Origin of the sequence: Candidatus Avoscillospira sp. LCP25S3_F1, from assembly GCF_052117125.1 — a bacterium.
In the GTDB taxonomy this organism is placed as follows: domain Bacteria; phylum Bacillota; class Clostridia; order Oscillospirales; family Oscillospiraceae; genus Avoscillospira_A.
The window spans coordinates 51,401-76,725 of the sequence record NZ_JBQKJT010000011.1 but is presented as its reverse complement, the minus strand read 5'-3'; the positions used below and the strand labels follow the sequence as shown (position 1 = coordinate 76,725).

Sequence of the window (25,325 nt, the reverse complement as noted above, 5' to 3'; positions counted from 1 at the left end):
ACCAAATTACAGCTTGAACAATGCCTCACGGATGACTTCGCAGACGGTGGGGTGCGGGAAGACAAGTTTTTTCAACTGGGACGCCGGCAGCTGTGTTTCCAGCATCATGGCCGCGCCGTAAATCATTTCCGACGCATAGGAACCGATCATATGGACGCCCACCAGGCAATTGCGGTCCAGGTCATAGACCAGCTTGCAGAAGCCGTCGCCGTTCATGGTCTCGGCCACATAGCGGCCGGAGTACATCATAGGGGCTTTGACCTCTTTGACCCGCATACCCTTCTGCTCGGCGCTGGCCTTGGTCTCGCCGACGCTGGCCACCTCCGGGTTGGTGTAGATGACGGAGGGGATGGCCTCATAGCGCATCTCATCCTTGACGCCCAGCATATGGTTGACCGCCACTTCGGCTTCCCGATAGGCCGTATGGGCCAGCATCAGCTTGCCGTTGCAATCACCGATGGCGTAGACGCCGGGGACGTTGGTGCAAAGGTGTCGGTCGGTGACCACCGCACCGCGCACGGTTTCCACTCCCAGGACTTCCAGGCCCACGCCCTCCACATTGGCCCGCCGTCCGGCGGACAGGAGGACTTTGCCGCAGGCCAGGGTGTGCTTCCCCGTTGCGTCCTCATAGGTCACGGAATCCTTGCCGATTTCCAACACCTTGGCCGACAGCTTGAATTCCATGCCCTCCTTCTCATACGTCTTCATCAGCGTCTTGCAGATCTCTACGTCGGTGGGGCCGGCGATCTTGTCCATCATTTCGATGACTGTCACCTTGACGCCCACAGCGGCGAAGTAGCAGGCCATTTCCAAGCCGATGACACCGCCGCCGATACAAACCAAACTGTCGGGCAGTTCCTGCAAGTCTAAAATCTCCCGATTCGTCAATACAAAACCAGAGGCAAGCCCCTCTTTCAAACCCGTTACCGGCGGGACTGCCGTTACGGAACCGGTGGCAATCACCAGCCGGTCGGCGGCAATCAGTTCCTCTCCGGCATACACCGTAAAGGTTCCGTCTGCGGCGCGGCCCTGAATGCGGGCCGTCGCCGTATATACCTTGATGTTGTGGCTCGACATGGTGACGCCGATGCCGGAGATCAACGTTTTGATCACCTTGTTTTTCCGCTGAACCACCTTGGCATGATCGTACCGGACCTCCCCGGTAAGCACGCCATAGTCGGCGCCGTGGCGGGCCGCCGCATACTGTTTGGCGCAGTAGAGCAAACTCTTTGTGGGAATACAGCCTTCGTTGACGCAGACGCCGCCGAGACTTCTCTGCTCGATGACCGCCGCCTTGAGCCCCCCCTGGGCCGCCCGTTCGGCGCAAAGATAGCCGCCGGGACCGCCGCCAATGACCACTACATCAAATTTATCCATAGGCATTTCACTCCTGTCTTATTGGGCCAACAATGTCATAAAATTCTCCAAATTCTTGCACAGCTCCGACATGAAGCGGGCGGCAGGTGCGCCGTCCACCACGCGGTGGTCGAAAGTCAGGGACAGACCCATGGCAGGATATGTTGCAATGGCGCCATCCTTGGCCGACTTGATCTTCGTCTCAATGTTGCAGACGCCCAGAATACCGGTCTGGGGCGGGTTGATGACGGGGGTAAAGGCTTCGCAGCCCATGGAACCCAGATTGGAAACGGTAAACGTCGCGCCCTGAAGCTTGTCGGGAGCGATGGCGCCGTCTCTGGCCTCGGCAGCCAGCGCCTTGCACTCCATGGAAATCTCCAGCAGAGACTTCTTCTCGGCGTTAAAGATGGTGGGCACCAGCAGGCCACGGGGTGTGTCGCAGGCAAAGCCCAGATGGACGTGCTTGAACCGGCGGACAGAATTCTCCTCGATAACGTTGGCGTTCAGATCGCCATGGCCCAAAATAGTCCGGGAGACGGCAAAGAGCACCATGTCGTTGAGGGAAATCTTGCTCATGGGGCCTTCCATGGCCTTGAGCATCTTACGGTAAGCCTGGACCTGGGTAGCATCGAAGCTGAACTGCAAAGACAGCTGAGCCATCGTGCTCAGGGACTTCATCATGCCCTTGGCCGTGGCGCGGCGGACCGCGTTGAACTTCACGTCCTCGTACTCGGCCTCGGCAGCGGGAGCGACGGCGGCAGGGGCCGGAGCAGCAGCGACGGGAGCCGGTGCGGCAGCCGGGGCCGGTGCGGCCACAGCAGGCGCCGGGACACCCTCCTCCATCAGCTTGCGGATATCCCGCTCGATGACGCGGCCGTTGGGGCCGGTACCGGTGGCGTAACCCGCAGGCACGCCAGCGCTCTTAGCCAAAGCCCGTGCTCTGGGCGAAATGGCTGCGGGATCGGCGGGTACACCGGCAGCGGCAGCCGGTACGGCAGCAGCCGGTGCAGCAGCAACGGGAGCCTGAGCGGCAGCCGCAGGGGCCGCCACGGGAGCTGTCTCGGTGGAACCGGGACGCAGGAACTCAAACGCGTCGCCGGGGTTACCCACAGCACAGACATTATCCAGGCAGGGCACCTCGTCGCCGTCCTCATAGAACTTTGCCAGCAGCGTACCGGCGGCGGTGGATTCGCACTCAAACTCCGCCTTATCGGTCTCGTATGTAAAGAGGATGTCGCCCACCGCCACGGCGTCGCCCACATTCTTCTTCCACTGGCCGATGATGCAGGATTCCACCGTAATACCAGCCTTGGGCATAACCACGGCCACGGCGGCAGGGCCGGCAGGGGCGGCAGCAGCCGGAGCAGCCACCGCAGGCGCCGCAGCGGCAGGGGCCGCAGCAGGGGCGGCGGGAGCGCCGGAACCGCCGCGCAGGCATTCAAAATCCTCACCGGGGTTGCCCACAGCACAGACATTTACCAGGCAGGGCACTTCGTCGCCGTCCTCGTAGAACTTCGCCAGCAGCGTACCGGCGGCGGTGGATTCGCACTCGAACTCTGCCTTGTCGGTCTCGTATGTAAAGAGGATGTCGCCCACAGCCACGGCGTCGCCCACATTCTTCTTCCACTGGCCGATGATGCAGGATTCCACTGTGATACCAGCCTTGGGCATAACCACAGGCTGTGCCACAGGGCCGGAAGCGGCCGGGGCGGCAGCTGCGGGAGCCGGTGCAGCAGCAGGGGCGGCGGCGGGAGCAGCGGTAGGTTCAGCCGAACCGGTGGCGCCGCGGAGCGCGGACACATCCTCGCCGGGATTACCCACAGCGCAGACATTCACCAGGCAGGGCACCTCGTCGCCCTCCTGATAGAACTGCTCCAGCAGGGTACCGGCGGCGGTGGACTCGCACTCAAACTCCGCCTTGTCCGTCTCATAGGTGAAGAGGACATCGCCTATGGCCACCGGGTCGCCGACGTTCTTCTTCCACTGGCCGATGATACAGGATTCTACGGTGATGCCGGCTTTGGGCATCAGTACTCCTTCTGCCATATTATCATTCACTCCTAAGTATTATTTCGTCAAAGTTTTCAGCAGGTAGGCTTCCGCCTCCGCGTTCCACAGGCCGTTGGTCTTGGCCACCAGCTTGGCCAGTTCGGCATACATGGGATCGGTCTTGCCTTTCTCCTCAAAGTCGGCAATGGCCGTCAGGGGCATCGCAATACCGGTGTAGATGAGCTTCTTGCCGCCGGGAACCTTGGGCAGATTTAAAGTCGTCTCGATAACCGCGTTGAGTCCGCCGATGTGGGTGACCAGAATGGAGGGGTCCAGCTTGCCCTGGCCGATCATCTCCAGAGCTTCGATCATATCGGCAGTATTGCCGCCGGAGGTACCCACCACATGGGTGGAGGCGTAATGGACATTATAGAAATTGAACATGGCGGAGAACTTGGGGTCCTGAGGACCGGCGAAGAAGTTCAGGCAGCCATCGTCGCCCAGAAGGGCGTCCGCCTGCTGCACCACCGCGGCCACAGGCGCGAAGCACAGAACGTCATCATAGCCCTTGCCGCCGTTGAGCTCTTTCAGCTCCGCCACAGGGTCTCCCTCGCGAGTGTTCTTGTAAATCAGGGTGACGCCGTTCTTCTTGGCCTCCTCAGGGCTCAGCAGCTTCTCCGCGCGGGCCAGACGGGCGTCGTCGATGTCAGTGACCACCAAGAAGCCGGGACGGCGGTCACAGTGGATGATGTAGTCAATAGCGGCCAGACCCATGGGGCCCACACCGGCCAGGATGGCCATGCTGCCGCCCTCACGGATGCCCATGGCGTGCTCGTAGGAGCCGCGGACCGTATGGTACATGGCATGGAAGGTACCGATGACGCAGCTCAGGGGTTCGGTCAGGGAACCACCAAAGAAGCTGTTGGCCTCATAGGGCAGCAGGCAGCCCATTTCCATAACCTCATGGGGGATGATGATGTAGGTGGCATCGCCGCCGATGTACTGATAGGAGTAGCCGGGAGCGTCCAAGCTGCCCTTATAGTTCAGAGCGGGCTGGATGGCAAACTTCTGACCGGCCTTGAACTGGCTCTGCCACTTGGCGCCCACCTCTACGATCTCGCCGCAGAACTCATGGCCGATGATGACGGGATGTTCCGCCACATTGTTGGGAACGCGCTTGTGGTCGGCGCCCTGCTCGGCCGCCTTGAAGGAGGACATGCAGATGCTGTCGGAGACCACGCGGGCCAGAATCTCATTGTCCTGGATGGCTGGGAGCTCGAATTCCTCCAAACGGAGGTCCTCTTTACCGTACAGACGAACTGCTCTTGTTTTCATGTTGTTTTCATCCTTTCTATGACGATACCGCGCAGCATAGCTGTATTTGGCGGTTGCAACGGGCTCTAAATGTTGTATTGTATTGTTTCATTCGTATTGTACGCCAAACCAAACACAATGTCAACACCAAAACCTCGATAATCCACATTTTTTTCATAGAGACGAAAAAGTTCAAAAAAACTTATAAGAGTGTCCATGGTGATTTTTTTCAAAACTCCGAAAAATAAAAACCTTTTTAGGTAAAATCATTTTTGTGGTTTCATGTTGTTTTCCGTAAATCCACATACAACCACTCATGTTTTCCTGCATCTATACCACCAAAACGGCGTATTGACTGAAAAAAAGTAGTTATTCCGTCCCCCCTAACCGCGACAACCAAGAAATTCGGCAATTTTCCGGGCAGCCCCTCTCTGCCGCCCCATGTGTTGCATCGGCAAACCACAACACGCCCCGTCCCCTGTTGTCCGCCGTTTCTCGACGGACAGTGATTTTTTTACTGCCGCTCCACCGGGGCCGGTACGGGAATGGATAACAGCTTGCAGACGTTTTCATAGAGAATCCGGCGTCGTTCTTCCTCCGTCAGGGGCAGCCCCAGAAACCATGCTGTCTCCTCCACCGGGGACCACATGGGGTAATCGGTACCAAATAGGACCCGGTCGCTGCCATAGGCCCGGATCAGTTCCACCACCTTTTCATCAGATACAGCAAACCGGGTGGAGGAGCAGTCGACATACAGGTTGGGCAGACCCACCAGCCGGGACTCCGCTTCATCCCACATAGAATACCCGCCAAAATGGGCGCCGATGACCGTCAGATTCTTATAGATTTCCAAGATGGGTAAAAGCCGGTTAGGATTGGAATAGTCAAAGCGGCTGTCACCGGTGTGCATCAGGATGGGCAGCCGCCCCTCACACAGGTCGTAAATCCGCAGACAGCGGTAGTCGTCAATTTTAAATTGCTGGATATCGGGATGGAGCTTGACGCCTTTCAGCCCCAGCTCCAGCAGATGGTTCACATCCCCTTCCATATCGGGGCTGTCCGGGTGCAATGTACCGAAGCCCGTCAGCTTGTCCGGGTGGTCCGCCACTTCCCGGGCGATAAATTCATTGATGGACCGGACCTGTTCCGGCTTGGTGGCCACAGATTGGACCAGAAAATGTGCAATGCCGCACCGCTCCCCTTCCCGCAGCAGCGTGTCCACGGTGCCGTCGCAGGTGGACGGCAGGCCGTCGTAAAAACGACCGGTGGCGTTGGCCGCTTTTTTGGCAATGGCCTCCGGATAGATATGACAGTGGGCGTCGATGATGGGATACATAATTGTAAAACCTTCCTTGCATTTAGAAACAGCAAAAGCGCCACTTTACCAGTGACGCATTTGCTGTATAAGAATTAGCCGCGGCGGGCGTAGTCGGGCAGCAGCTTGGGAGACACCGCATCGGTTTCGATACCGGCGTCGGCCAGCTCTTTTTCAAACTGCGCCACATGGGACAGCGTCAGCTTACCCACGGTAACGCCCTTGGCCTTGGCCGAAGCGTTGCGACCGGCGTTGCGGCCGAAGACAATGATATCCAGCAGGCTGTTGCCCATCAGGCGGTTACGGCCATGGATACCGCCAACAGCCTCACCGGCCACGAACAGATTTTCCACGTCGGTCATACCGTCGCTGGTGATCTTCAGACCACCGTTCTGATAGTGCAGCGTCGGATAGACCAGAATGGGCTCCTTGCGGATATCAATGCCGAACTTGCCGAACATTCGCATCATGGCGGGAATCCGCTTTTCAATGGTGCCCTCGCCGTGCTTCATCTCGATCATGGGGGTGTCCAGCCACACGGCGTAACCGGCAGGTGTCTTGACGCCGTTACCCCGGTCGGAGCACTCCCGGATGATGGAGGCAGCGGCCACGTCACGGGTCTCCAGGGGGTTCATAAAGGCTTCACCGTTGACGTTAATCAGCATGGCGCCGATGGAACGGACCTTCTCCGTCACCAATGCACCGAAAATCTGTGCCGGGAACGCCGCGCCCGTGGGATGGTATTGGTGGGTATCGGGGTACAACAGCTTGGCTCCGGCCCGATAGCCCAAAATTAGACCGTCGGCGGTGGCGCCGTAGTGGTTGGAGGTGGGGAAGCCCTGGTAATGGAGCCGTCCCGCACCGCCGGTGGCAATGATGACCGTTTTGGCCCGGGCCACGAGAATTTCCTCGGTCTCCATGTTGCGGAGCACTGCACCGGCACACTTACCGTCCTCATCCTTAATGAGCTCAATGGCGGCGGTGAAGTCCACCACGGGGATACCCCGGTTCAGCACTTCATCCCGAAGGGTCCGCATAATTTCCGCGCCGGAGTAGTCCTTGGCGGCGTGCATGCGCTTGCGGGAGGTACCGCCGCCGTGGGTGGTAATCATGGTGCCGTCCGGCGCTTTATCGAACTCCACACCCAACTCACTGAGCCAGCGGATGGCCTCGGGAGCCTCGGTGACCAGCTTTTGCAGCAGGTCTTTCTGGGCCGCGAAGTGGCCGCCGCCAAAGGCGTCCAGGAAATGCTGGGCCGGGCTGTCGTTGGGCTTGTCGGCAGCCTGGATGCCGCCCTCAGCCATCATAGTATTGGCGTCGCCCATGCGCAGCTTGGTAACCACCATAACGTTGGCGCCGCCGTTGTGGGCCTCGATGGCCGCCGATGCACCGGCGCCGCCGCCGCCGATGACCAGCACATCCACATCATAGTCGGGATGCTCCAGGTCGATGGTCAGATCGCGGATGCGGGAGTGGGCTTGCAGCAATGCCGCCAGCTCCACCGGCACCTTTTCGCCCTTGTTGGGACCCATTTGCAGCAGAGTGAACTGCTCCTGACGGTAGTCAGGATGATAAGTAGCCAGCAGCTTCTCTTTCTCCTCGGCTGTCATTCTTCTGGGGTCCAGCTTCACATTTTCGGCCCGGGCCGCCTCCACCTTGCGGATGGACTCCTGCATGATTTTATCCTGATACATGGGAAGCTCCCTCCTTATTTCTCGATCTCACGGTTGTTGTACAGCTCCTTGATCTCGCTGAGCGGCTTTTGCATGAGATCTTCAATGAGCTTCTCATACTTGCCCTCGGCGATTTCCCGAATGCGATCATCCAAGTGGTCACAGTGGGGAGCCAGATACTTACCGTTGAGGCGGCGGGCCAGCATGGCCACCTGGGGATGGGAGATGCCGGCGGGACAGCGGGAGGAGCAGATGCCGCACATGACGCAGTCGAAGGACTCCTCGGCACACTTCTCATATTCGCCTCGCTGCGCATAGGCGATGTACTGCATGACGTTGAGGCCCTGAGAGCAAGCCTTGGTGCAGGCATTGCAGCCGACACAGGCGTAGATCTCCGGATACAGCTGCATCATGATCTGCTCTGTGGGCTTGATCTTCTCAATGTCGTAGACCTCCTTGACCAGGGGGAAATACGGCAAAGTGGCCACGTACATATTGTTCTCCACCTTGGTGGAGCAGGCGAGACACGCCTTCAGCTCCCGGTCGCCGGCAATGCGGTAGATGGTGGCGCAGGCGCCGCAGAAGCCGTTGCGGCAGCCGCAGCCCCGCACCAGCTGGTAGCCGGAATACTCCATGGCCTCCATGATGGTCAGGCTTTCCGGGACTTCATATTTCTTTCCGAACAGGAAGACGTTAACCATTTGTTCCATCGAAATTCTCCTTAATATTCATCCGGCAGTTCGCTCATCTGGTCCAGGCGGAAGACGGGACCGTCCTTGCACACATACTTGTCACCGATGTTGCACCGACCGCACTTGCCCAGGGCACACTTCATTTTCAATTCAAAGGTGGTGTACACCTGATCCCGCCGGAATCCCAATTCTTCCAGGCCCGCCAGGGTGAATTTAATCATAATCGGAGGGCCGCACATGACCACGGTTTTGGAGGTGTCGAAGTTCAGCTCCTTGACGTAATTGGGAACGAAGCCCACATGGCCGTCCCAGCCCTCCTGCTCCCGGTCGATGGTCAGGTGGACATTGATACCGTCCTCCTTGCACCACTCGTCAATGATTTCGGCGTAGTCCACCAGATCGTCCTTGCTGCGGGAGCCGTAGACGATATCCAATGTGCCGTAGTTGGCCCGGTTCGCCCGGACATAGTTGATAACAGACCGGACCGGCGCCAGACCGATGCCGCCGGCAATGATCAGCAGGTCCTTGCCCCTTAACTCCGTATCCACCGGGAAGCCATTGCCATAGGGGCCGCGGAGGGTTACCTGACGGCCCGGCTCCATCTCATGGAGCCAGGTGGTGACACAGCCGCACTTTTTGATGGAGAATTCCAGATAGTCCTCATTGGTGGGTGACGAGGTGATGGAGAACAGCGCCTCGCCGATGCCCGGCATGGACAGCATGGCACACTGGCCGGGGATATGCTCAAAGGGCTTCTTGCCGTCCAGGCCCACCACCCGGAAGGTCTTGACGTCCGGCGTGTCCATACGAATGTCGGTGACCACGCCGATCATGGGGATCAGAGGGTCCTTTCTCATTGTCATTTCGTTCCCTCCCCCAGCGTCTTAGCGACTTTAACGATGTTCATGGAAATGGGGCACTTGGCCAGGCAGCGGCCGCAGCCGACGCAGCCATAAATACCGTCATTATTGGACGGAAAGTACACCAGCTTGTGCATGAACCGCTGGCGGAACCGCTCCTTTTGCGTCGGACGGTTGGTACCGTGGGCCATCATGGTAAAGTCGGAGTACATACAGCTGTCCCAGCAGCGGAACCGGCGGACACCGTGGCCCGTATCAAAGTCCCGGACGTCGTAGCACTGGCAGGTGGGACAGACAAAGGTACAGGTACCACAGCCCAGGCAGGATTCGGACAGCTTGGACCAGGCCGGATTGTTGAAGTGCTCCATCAGATGGTCGCCGTCAAAGCCGGTCAAATCCAGCTTGTTCAGGGGCAGCTTATCCGTGATGGCATGAATCTCCGCCTGGACCGTCTCCACAGTGTTGCCATCGCAGTCGGACAGCAGCGGCAGACTGCTCAGCAGCTTCTCGCCCTTTTCGGTATTGGCGCACAGATACAGGTTCTCCCCTGCCATCCAGGCAGCCACATCGCCGCCGGGGTTGGCCGGGTCGATGCCGAAGACGCCGCAGAAGCAGGTCTCTTCGGGCCGGGTGCAGGCCAATGTCACTACGGTGCCGTTGGCGCGGCGTGTCTCATAGAAGGTATCCACCGGGTCACTGAGAAACACCCGGTCGAGAATCTCAAAGCTTCTGGCGTCGCAGGCCCGGACGCCGAAGACCACGAAAGGCGCGCCGGGGTCCCGGGTATCCTCTATGGTGATCTCTGTACCGTTAACCTGGAAACCCACGATATTTTCCGTCTGAGGGAAGAACAGGTCCTTGGCGCTGCGGGCCGTATTGAGGGATTGGGTCAGCTCCATGCCGTCCACATAGGGCAGGAACTGGGCCTGGCCCCCCTTGTCGGCGGGAATGTACAGCTGCTGCTGGGCCGCCATGGCGGCAAACAGTTCATGCAATTTGGACAGGGACAGCTGCTTCATGCCTGTTTCCCTCCTCTCTCATAGACCACGGAGGGCTCGCAGTCCTCCTGGGTGAAGTTCATCAGCGGGGGCCGCGTCTCCAGGTCCGCACCGGACTGGTACTCACCATACAGCTCATTGATATCCTTGATAAACTTCCGGTTCAGCAGGTGCAGGGGGATGTTCTGGGGGCAGACCCGGGAACATTCGCCACAGTCGGTACAGCGGGATGCCACATGAAACGCCCGGATAATGTGGTACATGCTCTCTTCAAAGCTGTTGACGGCGGCCTTTTGGGCAATGCCGGATTTGGGATTGTCAAAGACGCACTTCTCACAGGTACAGGCGGGGCAGACGTCGCGGCAGGCATTGCAGCGGATGCACTTGCTCAGCTCCCCCTGCCAGAACGCGTACCGCTCATCGGGGGTCATGGCCTCCAGCTTGGCAACCATATCGAAGCGGCCGGAGTTCTCAATCACATCGCCGTCCTCGCCGATTTTCTCGTCATAGGCCACCAGCTTGCGGCTTTTGCAGCAGACACAGCGCTCCGCCTCGGCATCCGCCTTGGTCATGGTCATGGGGCCGTAGAGGGTCTCGATTTTCAGGGTATCGCCGTCCCGCTCCACGCTTAGAACGCCTTTCGCTCCGGCGGCACGGATTTTCTCCATGTCACACATACCGTCACAGGCGATACCCACCACATACACATGATCCCGCCAAATGCGGTGCTCTTTCAAAAGTTGATTGAACGAGTAGGTATCGCAGGGCTTCAGAAACGCCGCCACCTTGCCGTCCTTGCGGCTCTCTTTAATGAGATACTTGGAGAGGTTCGCGCCGGAGAACACAGAGTAGACGAAGTCCTTTTCGATTTCTTCCCGGCTCGTGAACACAGCCGGGGTCAGATCGTAGAAGAATTCACCGGCTTTCCAGCCCAGGACCCGATCCACCGTGCCGTTTTCCAGCAGCTCGATGGCCTTTGCTTTGATCAGTTCTTGCATCTCAGGTCCTCCAGTCTCTTGTTCTCGCCCAGCTTGGTCACCGTCTCCACAAACTCGTTCATGGTGGCGGCAAACTTCGCGCCTTCGGCGGCGGAGACCCATTCCACACGGGTACGGCCCTTCTCGATGCCCAGGTAATCCAGCATGGAGAACAGCAGCGTCATACGGCGGCGGGCGTAGTAGTTACCGGTGGTGTAGTGGCAGTCGCCGGGGTGACAGCCGCAGATGATCACGCCGTCGGCTCCCCGCTGGAACGCCCGCAGGATAAACATAGGATTGACACGGCAGGAGCAGGGTACGCGGATGATTTTCACATTGGCCGGATAGTTCAGGCGGTTGGTGCCCGACAGGTCAGCACCGGCATAGGAACACCAGTTGCAGCAGAATGCCACAATGGTGGGCTTGAATTCATTGTTTACTTGCATATGGCATCCACCTCCGCCATGATCTGGCTTGTCGAGAATCCCTTCAGGTCCATGGCGCCGCTGGGACAGGCCACCGTACAAGCGCCGCAGCCCTGGCAGACCGCCGGATTGACCGACGCCACCCGGCGCAGCACCCGGGTGCGGTTGGGTCCGGGGAACTCTTTATCACTATAGGTGATGGCACCGTAGGGACAGACCTTTTCACAGCTGGAGCAGCCGTTGCACATAAGCTCGTTGGCCTCCGCCACACAGGGATTGCACATCAGATGGTCTTTTGCCAGCAGGCCGATGACCTTGGAGGCGGCAGCACCGGCCTGGGCCACGGTCTCGGGGATATCCTTGGGGCCCTGGCAGACACCGGACAGGAAAATACCGGCGGTGGGGCTCTCCACGGGACGCAGCTTGGGATGGGCCTCGGTGAAGAAGTCGTTGGTGTCCATGGAGGCCGTCAGCATGGTGGCAATGGAGCGGGCGCTCTCGTCGGGTTCAATCGCCGCGGCCAGGATGACCATATCGGCATCGATATGGATTTGTTCATTGCTCAGCAAATCCGACGCCTGGACCTTCAGCTTGCCGTTTTCAGGAACCACCTTGCCCACCATACCTTTGATATAGTGGACGCCGTATTCCTCCACGGCCCTGCGATAGAATTCATCGAAGTTTTTACCGGGGGTACGGACGTCAATATAAAATACATAGACCTCCGTATCGGGGTATTTTTCTCTGCACAACATGGCGTGCTTGGCCGTATACATGCAGCAGATTTTGGAGCAGTAGGGCTTGCCGCAGTCTCTCGTCTCACGGGAGCCGACGCACTGGACAAAAACCAGCGTATGGGGATGTTCGCCATCAGAGGGGCGCAGCAGCGTACCGGCAGTAGGACCGGCAGCATTCATGAGGCGCTCGAACTCCAGAGACGTCACCACATCGGGGCTCTGGGAATAGGCATACTCATCGTAGCGGTCCAGCTTGATGGGATTGAAGCCTGTAGCCACAACAATCGCGCCGTAATCCTCTTCGATGAACTCGTCCTGCTGCTTATAGTCAATGGCGCCGGCCGTACAGACCTTGGCGCAGACGCCGCACTTGCCGCTTTTGAGCATGGTGCAGTAGTTGGGGTCGATGGTAGCCACCTTGGGCACCGCCTGGGCAAAGGGGATGTAGATGGCCCGACGGTTGTCCAGACCCAAGTTGAACTCGTTGGGAACTTTCTTCTGGGGACATTTTTCGGTACACAGGCCGCAGCCGGTGCAGACGTCCTCCTTGACATAGCGGGCCTTGCGGCGGATGGTGGCGTGGAAGTTGCCCACAAAGCCCTTGACGGAATCCACCTCCGAGTAGGAGAAGATGCGGATATTCTCGTTCTGGGCGGCCTCCACCATCTTGGGAGTCAAAATACAGGCGGCGCAGTCCAGTGTCGGGAACGTCTTGTCGATCTGCGTCATCTTGCCGCCGATGGTGGGCTTCTTCTCCACGATATCCACGGGGAACCCGGCGTCGGCAATATCCAGAGCCGTCTGGATACCGGCGATACCGCCGCCAATGACCAGAGCCCGCTTGGTGACAGGACTTTCGCCCGCTGTCAGGGGAGCATTCAAATGCACTTTGGCAATAGCGGCCCGGCCCAGGATAATGGCTTTTTCCGTGGCAGTGGGCATATCCTTGTGAATCCAGGAACATTGCTCACGGATGTTTGCAATCTCCACCATATAGGGATTGAGGCCGGCCTTTTCTGCCGTCTTGCGGAAGGTGGTCTCGTGCATGCGGGGCGAGCAGGAGCAGATGACCACGCCGCCCAGGTTATGCTCTTGAATGGCGTCGCGGATCATATCCTGGCCCGCCTGGGAGCACATATATTGATAGTCTGTGGCAAATACCACGCCAGGCTCCTTGCCAAGAGCCTCTGCCACGGCCTTCACATCTACCGTGGCGGCGATGTTGGTACCACACCAACAGACGAATACGCCGATTTTTTGCATTCCGTTGTCCTCCCCTTACTTCGCGTATTTCCGGAAGGCACTGGTGATGGCCTGCTGGGGCAGGTTCTCATCGAGCAGCTCCGGAATCTGTTCGGGTTTGAGATGGTTCTGGCCCTGCTGACGGATCACCGCCAGACGGACGGCCTCAATGAGCTTGGCAGGCTCCACCATTCTCGGACAGCGCTCCAAACAGGCAAAACAGGAGAGACAATTCCAGATGCCTTTGGAGTTCATCAGCTTTTCAATCTGCCCCTTATCGACCAGATCGACAAACTGATGGGGATGGTAGTCCATTTCGTCAAAGGCCGGGCAAGTGGCGGTACATTTACCGCACTTCATGCACAGCTTTGGATTGACGCCGCTAATGCGTTTGATGGTGGCGGTCAACTCCAGTTCCTGATTTTTCTGCATGACGCCACCTCCTTTAGTTCACACCGAGGGCTTCGGCCAGAAGCTCGGTGAAGTAATAGATGGGCATATCCCCCTCGGCGTTCTCTTTCAGGTTGTAGAGACACAGGGGACAAGCCGTAATGAGACATTCGGCTCCGTTGGCCTTGGCCGACGCCGTCACGGCACTGGCCTTCTTGACCGCCAGAGGCTTGTTTTCCAAGGTAATGTAGCCGCCGCAACACTCGTTACGGTTGGCGTAGATGACAGGTTCTGCACCAATGGCCCGGATAAAGTCCTCCAGAATGGTGGGCTTCTCGGGGTTATCGAACTGCATTTCGCCGCTGGGACGCAGCAGCAGACAGCCATAATAGGCGCCGATTTTCCGGCCCGTCAGGGGATTCTTGACCCGTTTGGCCAGTTCGTCGAATCCCAATTCGTCCCGCAGAACTTCCAGATAATGCAGGACTTTCGTCTCCCCATGGTAGGGGGTATCCAGCTGTAGATAATTATTGGCCCGGAGGACAATGTCCTCATCGGTCTGCATGTCATGATTCACGCGCTTGATCACGTGATGACACGCGGAGCAAACTGTGACCAGACTGTGGCCCAAGTCCCTGGCCGAAGCCAGGGACCGAATGGACGACAGCTTGGTTGCAATCTCGTCTTTTGCCTGGGGATAGACCGCGCCGCAGCACTGCCAATCCGGCAATTCTTCCAAGGTGATGCCCAGAGCCTCGGCGGACTTTCTCGTATAGAGGTCCAGGTCCTTGGCCTTGGTCTTCAATGTACACCCGGGGAAATAGCTAAAAACCATAGTCTGTCTTTCCTTCCTCTTATACCATCTGCTCAGGATGGAATACCTCGTCGAACCGCTCCGCCGTCAGGAAACCCAGCTCCACGCAGGCCTCTTTCAGGGAAATGTTCTCCTTATAGGCCTTCTTGGCCGTCTTGGCGGCGTTATCATAGCCGATATAGGGGTTGAGAGCCGTTACCAGCATCAGGGAGTTGTGCAGGTTATGGGCCATCTTCTCCCGGTTGGCCGTGATGCCCACGGCACACTTGTTGTTGAAGGACACCATAGCCTCGGCCAGCAGCCGGGCCGATTGCAGGAAGTTGTAAATACACACGGGCATGAACACGTTCAGTTCAAAATTGCCCTGCGAGGCGGCCATACCGATGGCCACATCGTTGCCCATGACCTGGACGGCGACCATGGTCACCGCCTCACACTGGGTGGGGTTGACCTTGCCGGGCATGATGGAGGAGCCGGGCTCATTCTCCGGAATGAAGATCTCACCGATGCCGCAGCGGGGGCCGGAGGCCAGCCAGCGGACGTCGTTGGCAATCTTCATCATATCGGCGGCCAGGGCCTTGATGGCGCCGTGGGCAAAGACCAGCTCATCCTTGGACGTCAAGGCGTGGAACTTGTTCTCCGCCGTCTGAAAGTCCTTGCCGGTGATCTGGGAGACGGCCTTGGCCACCTCCACATCGAAGCCCTTGGGAGCGTTGAGACCGGTGCCCACAGCGGTGCCGCCCAAGGCCAGCTCCTTCAGCTCCGGCAAAGCAAGCTGGAGCATCTTCTTATCCTTCTCCAGGCTGCTTCTCCAGCCGGAGATCTCCTGGGAAAATTTAATAGGGGTGGCGTCCTGAAGGTGGGTGCGGCCGGACTTGACCACGTCTTCATTCTCCGCCTCCAGGCGGTGGAAGGTATCGATCAGCAGATCCACCGCGGGAATCAGTTTATCCTCGATGGCGGTCACGGCAGCGATGTGCATGGCCGTGGGGAACGTATCGTTGGAGGACTGGGACATATTGATGTCGTCATTGGGATGGAGCAGCTTCTCCCCTGCCAGCTCATTGCCGCGATTGGCAATGACCTCGTTGGCATTCATGTTGGACTGGGTGCCGGAACCGGTCTGCCAGACCACCAGAGGGAAGTGCTCGTTGAGCTTGCCGCTCATGACCTCGTCACACGCCTGGGAGATGACGTTCAGCTTTTCCGCTGTCATCTTCTCCGGCTTCAGGGCATGGTTCGCCATGGCCGCCGCCTTCTTGAGGATGCCGAACGCATAGGTGATCTCCCGCGGCATGGTCTCAATGCCAACACCGATCTCAAAGTTCTCATGGCTGCGCTCGGTCTGTGCCGCCCAATACTTATCGGCAGGCACCTTCATTTCTCCCATGGAGTCCCGCTCAATCCGATATTCCATCTGTGTTCTCCTTTCTCGTCATCAGTCGCCGCCCCGGGGCCGCGCATCAGATCTCGATGTTGTGGATGACTTCCTTCAGCTTATTGGCGCTGTTCTGCAGCTTGGCCTCCTCCTCAGGGGTCAGCTTGCTGAGAATCTTGCCGCGGACACCGTTGGCGTCCACCAGAGCCAGGGTGCTCAGGCACACATCGTCCACGCCGTACTCACCGTGCATCATGGTGGAAACGGTCAGGGCCGTGCCGGAACCATTGGCAATGCATTTGCAGATGTGGCAAACAGAAATAGCCACAGCGTAGAACGTCGCGCCCTTGGACTTGATGACCTTGCCGCCGGAGGTGCGGACAAACTCCTCCATTTCCTCATAGTTCTGCTCCCACTTGATGTTTTCAGGTTCGGGGCAGCACGCCTTATAGGAGTCGATATGAATGTTACTGATGGTGGCCAGGGACCAGGGCACAAACGAGGAATCGCCGTGCTCACCGTAGACACTGGCGTGGACGTTCTGGGGGTTCAGGTGGAACCGGCGGGCCAGCTCGGACTGCAGGCGGGCCGTATCCAGCACAGTGCCGGAACCGATGATGCGGCTCTCAGGCACACCGGAAATCTTGTGGAACACATAGGTCAGCACGTCCACGGGGTTGGAAACAATAATATAGATGGCGTTGGGAGCCGCAGCCACGATCTGGGGAGCGATGTCCTTGAGGATGTTGACGTTGGTCTGAGCCAGCTCCAGACGGGTCTGGCCGGGCTTTCTGGCAATGCCGGAGGTGATGATCACGATGTCGGAATCCTTGGCATCGGCATAGTCACCGCTGCGGACGATGGCCGGTGCGCAGAACGTAACGCCCTGATACACGTCCAGTGCCTCACCAAATGCCTTGGGCTTGTTGACGTCAATCATGAGAATCTCCGTGGCGATACCCATGGTCATCATGTCGTTTGCAATGGCGGAACCCACGCTGCCTGCACCGATGATAGTGATTTTTCTCATAAATAGTACCCTCGCAATCATTCAAAATAATACACACTGTTCCAACAAAGGACCCGGCGGAAACGGTGTTCCGTTCGCCGGATTCTTTTCCTTATTATAGCACTACGTTTTTCAGTATACAACTATCGATACATTTATATTTGTATAAAATACAGTCCGTTTTTGCTCAAATATTCGTCGTTCTATACAACGTCTCCGAATCTCCGTTAAAAATCAGGAAATTTTAAAAAATAATCGCGATTACCAAAACTTTTTTTATGAGTTCTCTTGATAGAAATCCGAAGTAATCCATTGACATTTTAAAATTCTGTCATTGTGCTTGATTTTTCTCCATATGTATTATTGAAATTGCACAATTCCCTTTGGAATTTCCATATGCAAAAATGCCCGAAACCCGCGGTGTCACCACCACGCATTTCGGGCATTCTGCCTGATTCACTTTTTCATGCTTTCCGATTCCGGCACTCCCCCATGCTGCTGAGCATGGGCTTTGATCTTCTCAAAGGTCTCCTCACTGAGGTCGTGCTCAATTTTGCAGGCGTCGGCCGCCGCCACCTCCGGTGAAACACCCAGCCGGATAAAAAACTGGGTCAACAGACGGTGTCTGCTGTAGACGCGGCTGGCGATGGCTTCGCCGTCCTCAGTCAGTCGGATGTGGCCCTCGCCGTCCACCACCACATAGCCGTTTTCCCGGAGTTTCTTCATGGCCACACTGACGCTGGGCTTGGAATACCCCAGTTCATTGACCACGTCGATAGAGCGGACCAGACCGATGCGCTCCCGGAGCACCAGAATCGCCTCCAGATAATCCTCCGCAGATTCGTATATTTTCATCAATGTATCGGCACCTCTTTGACAGGCATTTTTCCTAGGATAGCATAAATCCGCACAGTTTACAAGGGGGAACCTGGAGGCGCAGGACCGCCGCGGCACCGTCTCAGCGGTTGATCATCACATCGAGAATCACCTCGTCGGTGACCTGCATTCCCTCCCGGGCTATGGTGGAGATGGCTGCCACCGTCTCACCGATGGTATCCTTGATAAAGCCCTCGCCGCTGCCGAAGCCCCGCTGCTTCTCCGTCATGCGGATGGCCAGCAGGGCCGCCTCCACAGAAGACGCGATTTTTGCGGCGCAGGAGGATTTGGCGCCGTCGCAGAGAATACCGCCCACATCGGCCAAAGTGCAGGTGAGCACATTGGCCATATCCGCCAGACTGCCGCCCCGCAGATACATCATGCCCACGCCGGCGCCTGCGGCAGCGCTGACGGCGCCGCAATAGGCCGACAGCCGTCCGATATCCCGCTTCTGATAGACCGCTGTCAGGTTGGACACGCACAGGGCACGGTACCGCTTTTCCTCGCTGACGCCCAGCTCTTTTGCACAAGCAATGACCGGCAACGATGCCGTCATGCCCTGATTGCCGCTGCCGCAGATGATGACTACCGGCAGCTCACAGCCGCTCATTCTGGCGTCGGACCCGGCGGCGGGCAGCGCCCGTGCCATGACATCGAAACTGTCGCCGTAGGCTTCCCGCAGCGTCTTGCCAACATTGCCGCCATAAGTACCGGACAGACCGGCTTCGGCAATCTTCAAATTGTACTGAATCTGCCGGTCCAGAATTTCTCGGATGTCGTCAAGCCGAACTGTTTCGGCAAATTCCAGAATATGCTCCAGGTCCAGCAGCGCATAGTCCGGGTCCTTCTCCGACGGCGCTTCGGCTTCTCCGGTCTGGCGGAACAGGGTCCGGCCGTTTTTCTCAATCCGAACAATATTGGTATGGCTGTGGAGAATTTCCACCAGAGCCGTGTCGTCTCCCGCCGTCATCTCCACAAGGATATGGAGCTTGGCACTGCTGTCCGACAATCTGACTGTACAGAGTTTCTCTTCCAGCAGCGTGCGGACCCTGGCCCGATCCTCGTCGGTGACACCGGTGAGCACCTCCAATTTCCGCTCGGGATCGCCGCCGACAGCGCCAATGAGCGTCGCCGCTTCAATCCCCCGGAGACCGCCGGTGGCAGGCACCACAACACCTTTGACGTTTTTAATGATATTGCCGCTACAGGTGGTGACCACCCGCTCCGGAAAAGTACCCAACACCTGCCGCGCCTTGGCAGCGGCATAGGCCAGGGCAATAGGCTCTGTGCAGCCCAATGCGGGAACCAGTTCTTTTTTCAGAATGCGAACAAAACAGTCATACATAGTCTGTTCCACAACAAAAACTCCTTTTATCTATCTGATAATATGAATCGGATATTTCCCGTTTTCCGTGCGATACGCGCACCAGCGGCTCCCTGCCGTCCGGTGTGCTGGGTTCCATGCACAGTATACCATTCCCCTCGAAAAAAAGCCACCATCCCCTCGAAATTTTATGGATATCCCCACCTTGACACGATGAGATTCCGGCGGTATCCTAATCCCATCAGCTTGTCGAAATCGAGTGTTCAACAAACTCAAACGAAAACTCAACTTTGCAAAAATTGCATGACTGGTCTATTGAACTTGGTGGAGGGAACTTTGAGCCTCCCGAACGCCACTGCTCTATTACGGCAGTTTTTACGGGTTCTCTGACAGTCTATTCCATACTGCATTGTAGGAAAGGAGCGGTTTCCACATGGATCACGCATCCCAGGCCCAGGCCTATTTTCTGGAGGGTTACAACTGCGCCCAATCGGTACTTCTGGCCTTTGCGCCGGATTTGGGACTGACAAAAGAAGTCGCCGCCCGCATGGCCTCGTCCTTCGGCGGCGGCATGGGTCGGCTGCGGGAAGTCTGCGGCGCACTCAGCGCCTCCTTTCTGATTCTGGGCCTTCGGGAGGGCTACAGCTCCCCCGCCGACGACGACGCCAAAGCCCGCCAATATGCCCAGGTCCAGGAAATCGCGGCGCAATTCCGCGCCATCCACGGCACCATTCTCTGCCGGGACTTGTTGGGAATGTCGGAGGGGCCGGACTGCCCCACCCCCGCTAAACGAACCGCGGCATATTATGAGAGCCGTCCCTGTGCGCGCTGCATCGGTGACGCCGCCGCCATTGTGGAACGGATGCTCTTTTCCAATGGAGACTGACCATGGCTCGCTACGATGATCTGTTGGAGCGGCTGGCCCAGTATAACGCCGCCGGTTCCCTGCCCATGCACATGCCCGGACACAAACGTACCGCCCTGGGCGGCACAGAACTGCCCTGGCATCTGGACATTACGGAAATCGATGGCTTCGACAACCTCCACGAGGCCGAGGGGATTCTGAAAGACGGTATGGAGCTGGCAGCCCGGCTGTACGGTTCTGCCCGAGCCTTTTATCTGGTCAACGGCTCCTCCGGCGGCATTCTGGCCGCCATGGCTGCCGCTGCCCCGTTCGGCAGCCGGATTCTCATGGCCCGGGGCTGCCACAAATCGGTCTATCACGCCGTGGAACTGCTGCATCTGGAGCCGTTCTACCTGATGCCACCGGTGGACCCCTCCTTCGCTGTGACCGCTTCCCTGCCGCCCGAAGCGGTGGAATCTGGCTTAGCTCAGCACTCGGACATCCGTCTGGTGGTCCTCACCAGTCCCACCTACGAGGGTGTCATCAGCGACATTGCTGCCATTGCCGCCATCTGCCACCGGCGGGGTATCCCGCTGCTGGTGGATGAGGCCCATGGGGCACATCTCTATTTTCATCCGGCTTTTTCCGGCGGAGCTGTGACGGCCGGAGCCGATTTGGTCATTCAAAGCGTCCACAAAACGCTGCCAAGTCTGACCCAGACAGCATTGGCCCATGTGCAGGGCGATTTGGTGGACTCCCAACGGCTGGCCCACTTTCTGGCCGTCTTTCAAACCAGCAGCCCCTCCTATCTGCTCATGGGTTCCATCCACCGTTGCCTCAAACTGTTGGAGCATCAGGGCCCGGCATTGTTTGCCGACTATGCCCAGAATCTGCAACAGCTGGATCAGCGGTTAAGAGCGCTGCGCCATCTGCGGGTCCTCTGTCATGGTGCGGAGGATTGCAGCCGCCATCCCGATTTCTTCGCCTTTGACCCGGGGAAGCTGTTCATCGATACCCAGTGTACCGACCTGACCGGTCCCCGGCTGGCCGCTCTGCTGCGGCAGCGGGGCGTGGAACCAGAGATGACGGCCCCCCAGGGCGTTCTGGCCATGACCAGCTGCTGCGACACGGCGGAAACGCTAGAACGCTTTGGTGCCGTTTTGCTGGAACTCGACAGTCTCTGTCGCAACACCGATCCCCCTTACGTCCTTCCAACGCTTCCCCCGCCCCCGGTCCGGCACACCATTGCCCAAGCCCGACAGCTTCCCGCTGTTCCCCTGCCCATGTCGGAGGCCATTGGCCGCACCATGGCGGAAAGCCTTTGGATTTACCCGCCGGGCATCCCCTTGGTCGTTCCCGGCGAGGTTTTGACCGAGGATATTGTATGGTCTTTTCAGCACATTGCCGACAGCGGTGTACAGCTTCACAGCGACAGCGGTCTGGCACCCCATGGGATTCTGGTGACGCAGACGCGATAAAATTTCACAAATCCACACGGTTGTAATTGACAGACGGAAAGATTTATGATTGAATAGATAAAAGCGAAACGGGCGCGCACGTCGGTGCTGCGCCATGGAATCGTTGACCAGGCGGTGTTGCCGCCACTGTATTTTTCATTAAAGGAGGCCCATTACTATGAATCGGATTCAGACCCTGGAGACCCGTGACCTGGCCCAGAGCGCTCACAACGGCGGCTGCGGCGAGTGCCAGACTTCCTGCCAGTCTGCTTGCAAGACTTCCTGCGGCGTTGCCAACCAGCCCTGCGAGAAGAGCAGCGAGAACAAGTAATTTGATTTTGGAAGGGTCGCTGCCCCGCCGCGCCTAGCGCGGCCGGCGGCGATTTTTCATGTCTTTGGGCCGGATACATCGGTAATCTTATAATTTTCGCATAGAAAGAGGAACCTTATGATTCATCAGTACAAACTCAACGGCTACTGCATCGTGCTGGATGTCTACAGCGGCTCGGTCCATGTGGTGGACCCGGTGGCCTACGACGTCATCGCCCTCTACGAGACCACGGCGCCCGAGGAGATCATCCGGCGGATGCTGGAGAAGTACCACGACCAGCCCGACGTCACCGAGGAGGAACTGCGCCAGGTCCTGGACAGCATCGAAGACCTGAAACGGCAGGGCAAACTCTTTGCCCCGGACCAGTATGCCCATATGGCTTTCGATTTCAAGGAGCGCAACACCGTCATCAAGGCGCTGTGTCTCCATGTGGCCCACACCTGCAACCTGACCTGCAACTACTGCTTTGCCAGTCAGGGCAAGTACCAGGGCGACCGGGCCCTCATGTCTCTGGAGGTGGGCAAACAGGCCATTGACTTCCTCATCGCCCACTCCGGTACCCGCCGGAATCTGGAGGTGGATTTCTTCGGCGGCGAACCGCTGATGAACTGGCAGATGGTGAAAGATGTGGTGGCCTATGCACGGGAGCAGGAGAAACTCCACAACAAGAATTTCCGCTTTACCCTGACCACCAACGGCCTGCTCATCGATGACGACGTGATCGAGTTTACCAACAAGGAAATGCACAATGTGGTCCTGAGCCTGGACGGCCGTAAAGAAGTCCACGACCGTCTGCGCCGGACCGTCAATGATAAGGGCAGCTATGACATCATCCTGCCCAAATTTAAAAAGCTGGTGGAGAGCCGCGGCGGTAAAGGCTACTATATGCGCGGTACCTTTACCCATGACAATGTGGACTTCACCAACGATATTTTCCATATGGCCGACCTGGGCTTCACGGAGCTTTCCATGGAGCCGGTGGTCTCCGCCCCCGACGAGCCCTACGCCCTGACGGAGGAGGATCTGCCCAAGCTCTTCGAACAATATGAGATTCTGGCTACAGAGATGATCCGCCGTCATGAGGCCGGCAACGGTTTCACCTTCTACCACTACATGATCGACCTCAAGGGCGGCCCCTGCATCTACAAGCGGATTTCCGGCTGCGGCAGCGGCACAGAGTATCTGGCCGTGACCCCTTGGGGCGAGCTGTTCCCCTGCCACCAGTTTGTGGGCGATCCCGCCTACAGCATGGGCAACGTCTGGGACGGCGTCACCAACACGGCATTGCGCGACGAGTTCAAGCTGTGCAACGCCTATGCCCGCCCCGACTGCAAGGACTGCTGGGCCCGTCTCTACTGCTCCGGCGGCTGCGCGGCCAACGCCTATCACGCCACCGGCAGCATCAAGGGCATCTATGAATACGGCTGTCAGCTGTTCCGCAAGCGCATCGAATGCGCCATCATGGTGCAGGTAGCACAGGCCGGTTTCACCAAAAGCTACTGAGCACAGCGGGAGCACAGCACGTACAGCACAAAGAATTGCACACCATCCAGTTCGGGCGGGAAGCACGTTTCATGCGTGCTTCCCGCTCTTCCCTGTATCCAATTTTTATGATATAATACCAGTAAGATGAATATAGAAGATGGGAGGTCCTACCATGGAAATGATTCGAGATGCTTCTTATTCCGACGTGTTCCTCTGTGACGGCGACGGTGATTTTCATGACTATCACTACATTTCCCCTTTTCAACCGGATGAAACGTCCCTGCTGTATCGGGTACACCGCACCGGCATTGTCCACGCGCTGCCGACGCTTTTTGCCGTAGAGCGCAGCGCCTCCACCATCTACTGTGAAATCTTCTGTATCCTGTCAGGCCACGGCTATCTGGAGTATGGCGGCAAGACGTATGAACTGCACCGGAATCAACTGGTGCTGCTGCCGGCCCATGAGCCCCACAAATACCGCAACGACCCCAAAGACCCCATGGGAAAGGTATGGCTGGAATTCTACGGCGCCAACACCAATGATTTGATCCGCCACCTGATTGGACTCCATGGACCCGTGCTGGAAGGTCCACTCTTCCCTGATATCTGTGCTCTTGTCTGTCTCATCCAGCAGCGTCTGATGGTCAACCGCTACTATCAGCCGTCCCTGGAACTTTACCGGGTACTCCTGTCCATGCTGCAATACAGCGAGGTATCCAATCCCTTGCAGCTGATCGAGGACAGCGCTATCAATTTTCTGTCGGTGGAAGCGTATATTACTGCCCATATGTCCCGGAAAATCGCCAACGCCGAGTTGGCCGATCTGTGCGGCATCAGTCTCCAGCACTTTATCAAGCAGTTTAAGGAGCATTACCACCAGACGCCCCAGGAGTATATCATGAACCAGCGAATCAAAAAAGCTCAATATGCCCTGGTGCAGACCAACTTATCCATTGATTCCATTGCGGAATCTTTGGGCTTCTGCAACACCAGTCACTTTATCCGCCGCTTTTCCGAAGCCACCGGACTGTCGCCGGTCAAGTACCGCAAAGCCCAGATGCAGCGCATTGCCGACGCCCCCGTCTCCCCCACCTGAGCCTTGCGTTTCTCCCCGGCCCGCCGTATAATGGACATTATGACATGGGCGGCGGCGCCGTCCCCCGGAAGCAAGGAGCACACTATGAAGCAAAAATACGGTATTTTCGACATGGACGGCACCCTCGTGGATTCCATGGGCTATTGGCGGCAGCTGAGCGTGGAATATCTCCACAACAAAGGCGTAACAGAGATTTCGCCGGACATTCTCCGTATGCTGCGGCCCATGACACTGGCCCAGTCCACCACGTTGTTTGCCGACGTCTTTCATCTGCCCGATACACCGGAAGAGATTCTGTCGGAGATGAACAACATGATGGCCGTCCACTATGGGCGGGATGTACTGCTGAAAGACGGCATCGTAGAGTATCTGGATGCGTTACAGCGCCGCGGCGTCGCTCTCTGTGTGGCTTCCGCTACGGGCAGACCCCTGATGGAACTGTGTCTGGGCCGTCTGGGCATCCTGGACCGATTTGCCTTTCTTCTGTCTTGTGAAGAGGTAGGCTATGGTAAGGAGCGGCCCGATATCTACAATATCGCCTTGTCCCGTTTAGGCGGCACTCCGGCGGAGACTGTCGTCTATGAGGACGCTCCCTATGCCATCCGCACGGCCAAGGACGCCGGATACCGGGTAGCGGCCATCTATGACGAGGGTGTTTCCGAGACCCGCTGGGCAGAAATGGCCGCTCTGGCCGACTACCGGTTGGAGCACTGGTCCCAAGCCCTGACCATGATTCCCTGATG

At 57.8% G+C, this 25,325-nt stretch carries 23 protein-coding genes; 6 read left to right on the top strand and 17 right to left on the bottom strand.

What is annotated here, in order from left to right; translation table 11 throughout:
* Positions 1–6 precede the first annotated feature (6 nt).
* The 17 genes from lpdA to ACTQ33_RS11175 all read right to left on the bottom strand — a co-directional run bounded on the left by lpdA (position 7) and on the right by ACTQ33_RS11175 (position 19,402).
* Positions 7–1,377 (bottom strand): dihydrolipoyl dehydrogenase, encoded by a 1,371-nt coding sequence (gene lpdA / locus ACTQ33_RS11255; RefSeq protein ID WP_441464688.1) that lies wholly within the window; start codon positions 1,375–1,377, stop codon positions 7–9.
* A gap of 18 nt (positions 1,378–1,395) precedes the next feature.
* Positions 1,396–3,402 (bottom strand): 2-oxo acid dehydrogenase subunit E2, encoded by a 2,007-nt coding sequence (locus ACTQ33_RS11250; protein WP_441464687.1) that lies wholly within the window; start codon positions 3,400–3,402, stop codon positions 1,396–1,398.
* A 21-nt stretch (positions 3,403–3,423) separates the two neighbouring features.
* A complete protein-coding gene (locus ACTQ33_RS11245) occupies positions 3,424–4,680 on the bottom strand; it encodes a zinc-binding dehydrogenase (RefSeq protein WP_441464686.1) in 1,257 nt (418 codons plus the stop codon).
* A 493-nt stretch (positions 4,681–5,173) separates the two neighbouring features.
* Complete coding sequence (locus ACTQ33_RS11240) at positions 5,174–5,995, bottom strand: amidohydrolase family protein (protein ID WP_441464685.1); 822 nt, start codon at positions 5,993–5,995, stop codon at positions 5,174–5,176.
* A 74-nt stretch (positions 5,996–6,069) separates the two neighbouring features.
* Positions 6,070–7,668: an FAD-dependent oxidoreductase gene (locus ACTQ33_RS11235; RefSeq protein WP_441464684.1), complete on the bottom strand. Its 1,599-nt coding sequence runs from the start codon at positions 7,666–7,668 to the stop codon at positions 6,070–6,072.
* Between the two features lie 14 nt (positions 7,669–7,682).
* Positions 7,683–8,357, bottom strand: coding sequence for a 4Fe-4S dicluster domain-containing protein (locus tag ACTQ33_RS11230; RefSeq protein ID WP_441464683.1), 675 nt, complete (start codon positions 8,355–8,357; stop codon positions 7,683–7,685).
* 11 nt (positions 8,358–8,368) lie between these two features.
* Positions 8,369–9,196 (bottom strand): FAD/NAD(P)-binding protein, encoded by an 828-nt coding sequence (locus ACTQ33_RS11225; protein ID WP_441464737.1) that lies wholly within the window; start codon positions 9,194–9,196, stop codon positions 8,369–8,371.
* Between the two features lie 2 nt (positions 9,197–9,198).
* Positions 9,199–10,218, bottom strand: a complete 1,020-nt coding sequence (locus ACTQ33_RS11220) for a 4Fe-4S dicluster domain-containing protein (RefSeq protein WP_441464682.1) — start codon at positions 10,216–10,218, stop codon at positions 9,199–9,201.
* The gene (locus tag ACTQ33_RS11215) at positions 10,215–11,195 is read right to left on the bottom strand and encodes a 4Fe-4S dicluster domain-containing protein (RefSeq protein ID WP_441464681.1); all 981 of its coding nucleotides are present in this window, start codon (positions 11,193–11,195) and stop codon (positions 10,215–10,217) included. The genes ACTQ33_RS11220 and ACTQ33_RS11215 overlap by 4 nt, the downstream gene beginning before the upstream one ends.
* Entirely contained in the window at positions 11,183–11,620 is a 438-nt protein-coding gene (locus ACTQ33_RS11210; protein ID WP_441464680.1) for a hydrogenase iron-sulfur subunit, read from the bottom strand. Before ACTQ33_RS11210 ends, ACTQ33_RS11215 begins: the two co-directional genes overlap by 13 nt.
* The gene (locus ACTQ33_RS11205; RefSeq protein ID WP_441464679.1) at positions 11,611–13,599 is read right to left on the bottom strand and encodes a 4Fe-4S binding protein; all 1,989 of its coding nucleotides are present in this window, start codon (positions 13,597–13,599) and stop codon (positions 11,611–11,613) included. The genes ACTQ33_RS11210 and ACTQ33_RS11205 overlap by 10 nt, the downstream gene beginning before the upstream one ends.
* A gap of 15 nt (positions 13,600–13,614) precedes the next feature.
* Positions 13,615–14,010 (bottom strand): 4Fe-4S dicluster domain-containing protein, encoded by a 396-nt coding sequence (locus ACTQ33_RS11200; RefSeq protein ID WP_441464678.1) that lies wholly within the window; start codon positions 14,008–14,010, stop codon positions 13,615–13,617.
* Between the two features lie 13 nt (positions 14,011–14,023).
* Positions 14,024–14,803, bottom strand: coding sequence for a CoB--CoM heterodisulfide reductase iron-sulfur subunit B family protein (locus ACTQ33_RS11195; protein ID WP_441464677.1), 780 nt, complete (start codon positions 14,801–14,803; stop codon positions 14,024–14,026).
* A 19-nt stretch (positions 14,804–14,822) separates the two neighbouring features.
* Positions 14,823–16,199 (bottom strand): class II fumarate hydratase, encoded by a 1,377-nt coding sequence (gene fumC / locus ACTQ33_RS11190; protein WP_441464676.1) that lies wholly within the window; start codon positions 16,197–16,199, stop codon positions 14,823–14,825.
* A gap of 46 nt (positions 16,200–16,245) precedes the next feature.
* Complete coding sequence (locus tag ACTQ33_RS11185) at positions 16,246–17,190, bottom strand: L-lactate dehydrogenase (protein ID WP_441464675.1); 945 nt, start codon at positions 17,188–17,190, stop codon at positions 16,246–16,248.
* Between the two features lie 435 nt (positions 17,191–17,625).
* Positions 17,626–18,024: a metal-dependent transcriptional regulator gene (locus ACTQ33_RS11180; RefSeq protein WP_441464674.1), complete on the bottom strand. Its 399-nt coding sequence runs from the start codon at positions 18,022–18,024 to the stop codon at positions 17,626–17,628.
* 103 nt (positions 18,025–18,127) lie between these two features.
* A complete protein-coding gene (locus ACTQ33_RS11175; RefSeq protein WP_441464673.1) occupies positions 18,128–19,402 on the bottom strand; it encodes an L-cysteine desulfidase family protein in 1,275 nt (424 codons plus the stop codon).
* 400 nt (positions 19,403–19,802) lie between these two features.
* On the opposite strand from ACTQ33_RS11175, the gene ACTQ33_RS11170 reads away from it, so the two are divergent.
* The 6 genes from ACTQ33_RS11170 to ACTQ33_RS11145 all read left to right on the top strand — a co-directional run bounded on the left by ACTQ33_RS11170 (position 19,803) and on the right by ACTQ33_RS11145 (position 25,323).
* Positions 19,803–20,255, top strand: coding sequence for a C-GCAxxG-C-C family protein (locus ACTQ33_RS11170; protein WP_441464672.1), 453 nt, complete (start codon positions 19,803–19,805; stop codon positions 20,253–20,255).
* A gap of 2 nt (positions 20,256–20,257) precedes the next feature.
* The gene (locus tag ACTQ33_RS11165; RefSeq protein WP_441464671.1) at positions 20,258–21,691 is read left to right on the top strand and encodes an aminotransferase class I/II-fold pyridoxal phosphate-dependent enzyme; all 1,434 of its coding nucleotides are present in this window, start codon (positions 20,258–20,260) and stop codon (positions 21,689–21,691) included.
* A 157-nt stretch (positions 21,692–21,848) separates the two neighbouring features.
* A complete protein-coding gene (gene scfA / locus ACTQ33_RS11160) occupies positions 21,849–22,001 on the top strand; it encodes a six-cysteine ranthipeptide SCIFF (protein ID WP_441464670.1) in 153 nt (50 codons plus the stop codon).
* A 117-nt stretch (positions 22,002–22,118) separates the two neighbouring features.
* Positions 22,119–23,504 carry a thioether cross-link-forming SCIFF peptide maturase gene (scfB, locus tag ACTQ33_RS11155; RefSeq protein ID WP_441464669.1) on the top strand — a complete coding sequence of 462 codons (1,386 nt, stop codon included), beginning with the start codon at positions 22,119–22,121 and terminating at the stop codon, positions 23,502–23,504.
* Positions 23,505–23,658: 154 nt separating this feature from the next.
* Complete coding sequence (locus ACTQ33_RS11150; RefSeq protein WP_441464668.1) at positions 23,659–24,582, top strand: helix-turn-helix domain-containing protein; 924 nt, start codon at positions 23,659–23,661, stop codon at positions 24,580–24,582.
* 84 nt (positions 24,583–24,666) lie between these two features.
* Complete coding sequence (locus ACTQ33_RS11145) at positions 24,667–25,323, top strand: HAD family hydrolase (RefSeq protein ID WP_441464667.1); 657 nt, start codon at positions 24,667–24,669, stop codon at positions 25,321–25,323.
* Positions 25,324–25,325: the final 2 nt, after the last annotated feature.

Excerpts from the sequence above, each read along its gene's own strand:
- lpdA (WP_441464688.1), bottom strand. The coding sequence starts at position 1,377 with ATGGATAAATTTGATGTAGTGGTCATTGGCGGCGGTCCCGGCGGCTAT.
- ACTQ33_RS11250 (WP_441464687.1), bottom strand. The coding sequence starts at position 3,402 with ATGGCAGAAGGAGTACTGATGCCCAAAGCCGGCATCACCGTAGAATCC.
- ACTQ33_RS11245 (WP_441464686.1), bottom strand. The coding sequence starts at position 4,680 with ATGAAAACAAGAGCAGTTCGTCTGTACGGTAAAGAGGACCTCCGTTTG.
- ACTQ33_RS11240 (WP_441464685.1), bottom strand. The coding sequence starts at position 5,995 with ATGTATCCCATCATCGACGCCCACTGTCATATCTATCCGGAGGCCATT.
- ACTQ33_RS11235 (WP_441464684.1), bottom strand. The coding sequence starts at position 7,668 with ATGTATCAGGATAAAATCATGCAGGAGTCCATCCGCAAGGTGGAGGCG.
- ACTQ33_RS11230 (WP_441464683.1), bottom strand. The coding sequence starts at position 8,357 with ATGGAACAAATGGTTAACGTCTTCCTGTTCGGAAAGAAATATGAAGTC.
- ACTQ33_RS11225 (WP_441464737.1), bottom strand. The coding sequence starts at position 9,196 with ATGAGAAAGGACCCTCTGATCCCCATGATCGGCGTGGTCACCGACATT.
- ACTQ33_RS11220 (WP_441464682.1), bottom strand. The coding sequence starts at position 10,218 with ATGAAGCAGCTGTCCCTGTCCAAATTGCATGAACTGTTTGCCGCCATG.
- ACTQ33_RS11215 (WP_441464681.1), bottom strand. The coding sequence starts at position 11,195 with ATGCAAGAACTGATCAAAGCAAAGGCCATCGAGCTGCTGGAAAACGGC.
- ACTQ33_RS11210 (WP_441464680.1), bottom strand. The coding sequence starts at position 11,620 with ATGCAAGTAAACAATGAATTCAAGCCCACCATTGTGGCATTCTGCTGC.
- ACTQ33_RS11205 (WP_441464679.1), bottom strand. The coding sequence starts at position 13,599 with ATGCAAAAAATCGGCGTATTCGTCTGTTGGTGTGGTACCAACATCGCC.
- ACTQ33_RS11200 (WP_441464678.1), bottom strand. The coding sequence starts at position 14,010 with ATGCAGAAAAATCAGGAACTGGAGTTGACCGCCACCATCAAACGCATT.
- ACTQ33_RS11195 (WP_441464677.1), bottom strand. The coding sequence starts at position 14,803 with ATGGTTTTTAGCTATTTCCCCGGGTGTACATTGAAGACCAAGGCCAAG.
- fumC (WP_441464676.1), bottom strand. The coding sequence starts at position 16,199 with ATGGAATATCGGATTGAGCGGGACTCCATGGGAGAAATGAAGGTGCCT.
- ACTQ33_RS11185 (WP_441464675.1), bottom strand. The coding sequence starts at position 17,190 with ATGAGAAAAATCACTATCATCGGTGCAGGCAGCGTGGGTTCCGCCATT.
- ACTQ33_RS11180 (WP_441464674.1), bottom strand. The coding sequence starts at position 18,024 with ATGAAAATATACGAATCTGCGGAGGATTATCTGGAGGCGATTCTGGTG.
- ACTQ33_RS11170 (WP_441464672.1), top strand. The coding sequence starts at position 19,803 with ATGGATCACGCATCCCAGGCCCAGGCCTATTTTCTGGAGGGTTACAAC.
- ACTQ33_RS11165 (WP_441464671.1), top strand. The coding sequence starts at position 20,258 with ATGGCTCGCTACGATGATCTGTTGGAGCGGCTGGCCCAGTATAACGCC.
- scfA (WP_441464670.1), top strand. The coding sequence starts at position 21,849 with ATGAATCGGATTCAGACCCTGGAGACCCGTGACCTGGCCCAGAGCGCT.
- scfB (WP_441464669.1), top strand. The coding sequence starts at position 22,119 with ATGATTCATCAGTACAAACTCAACGGCTACTGCATCGTGCTGGATGTC.
- ACTQ33_RS11150 (WP_441464668.1), top strand. The coding sequence starts at position 23,659 with ATGGAAATGATTCGAGATGCTTCTTATTCCGACGTGTTCCTCTGTGAC.
- ACTQ33_RS11145 (WP_441464667.1), top strand. The coding sequence starts at position 24,667 with ATGAAGCAAAAATACGGTATTTTCGACATGGACGGCACCCTCGTGGAT.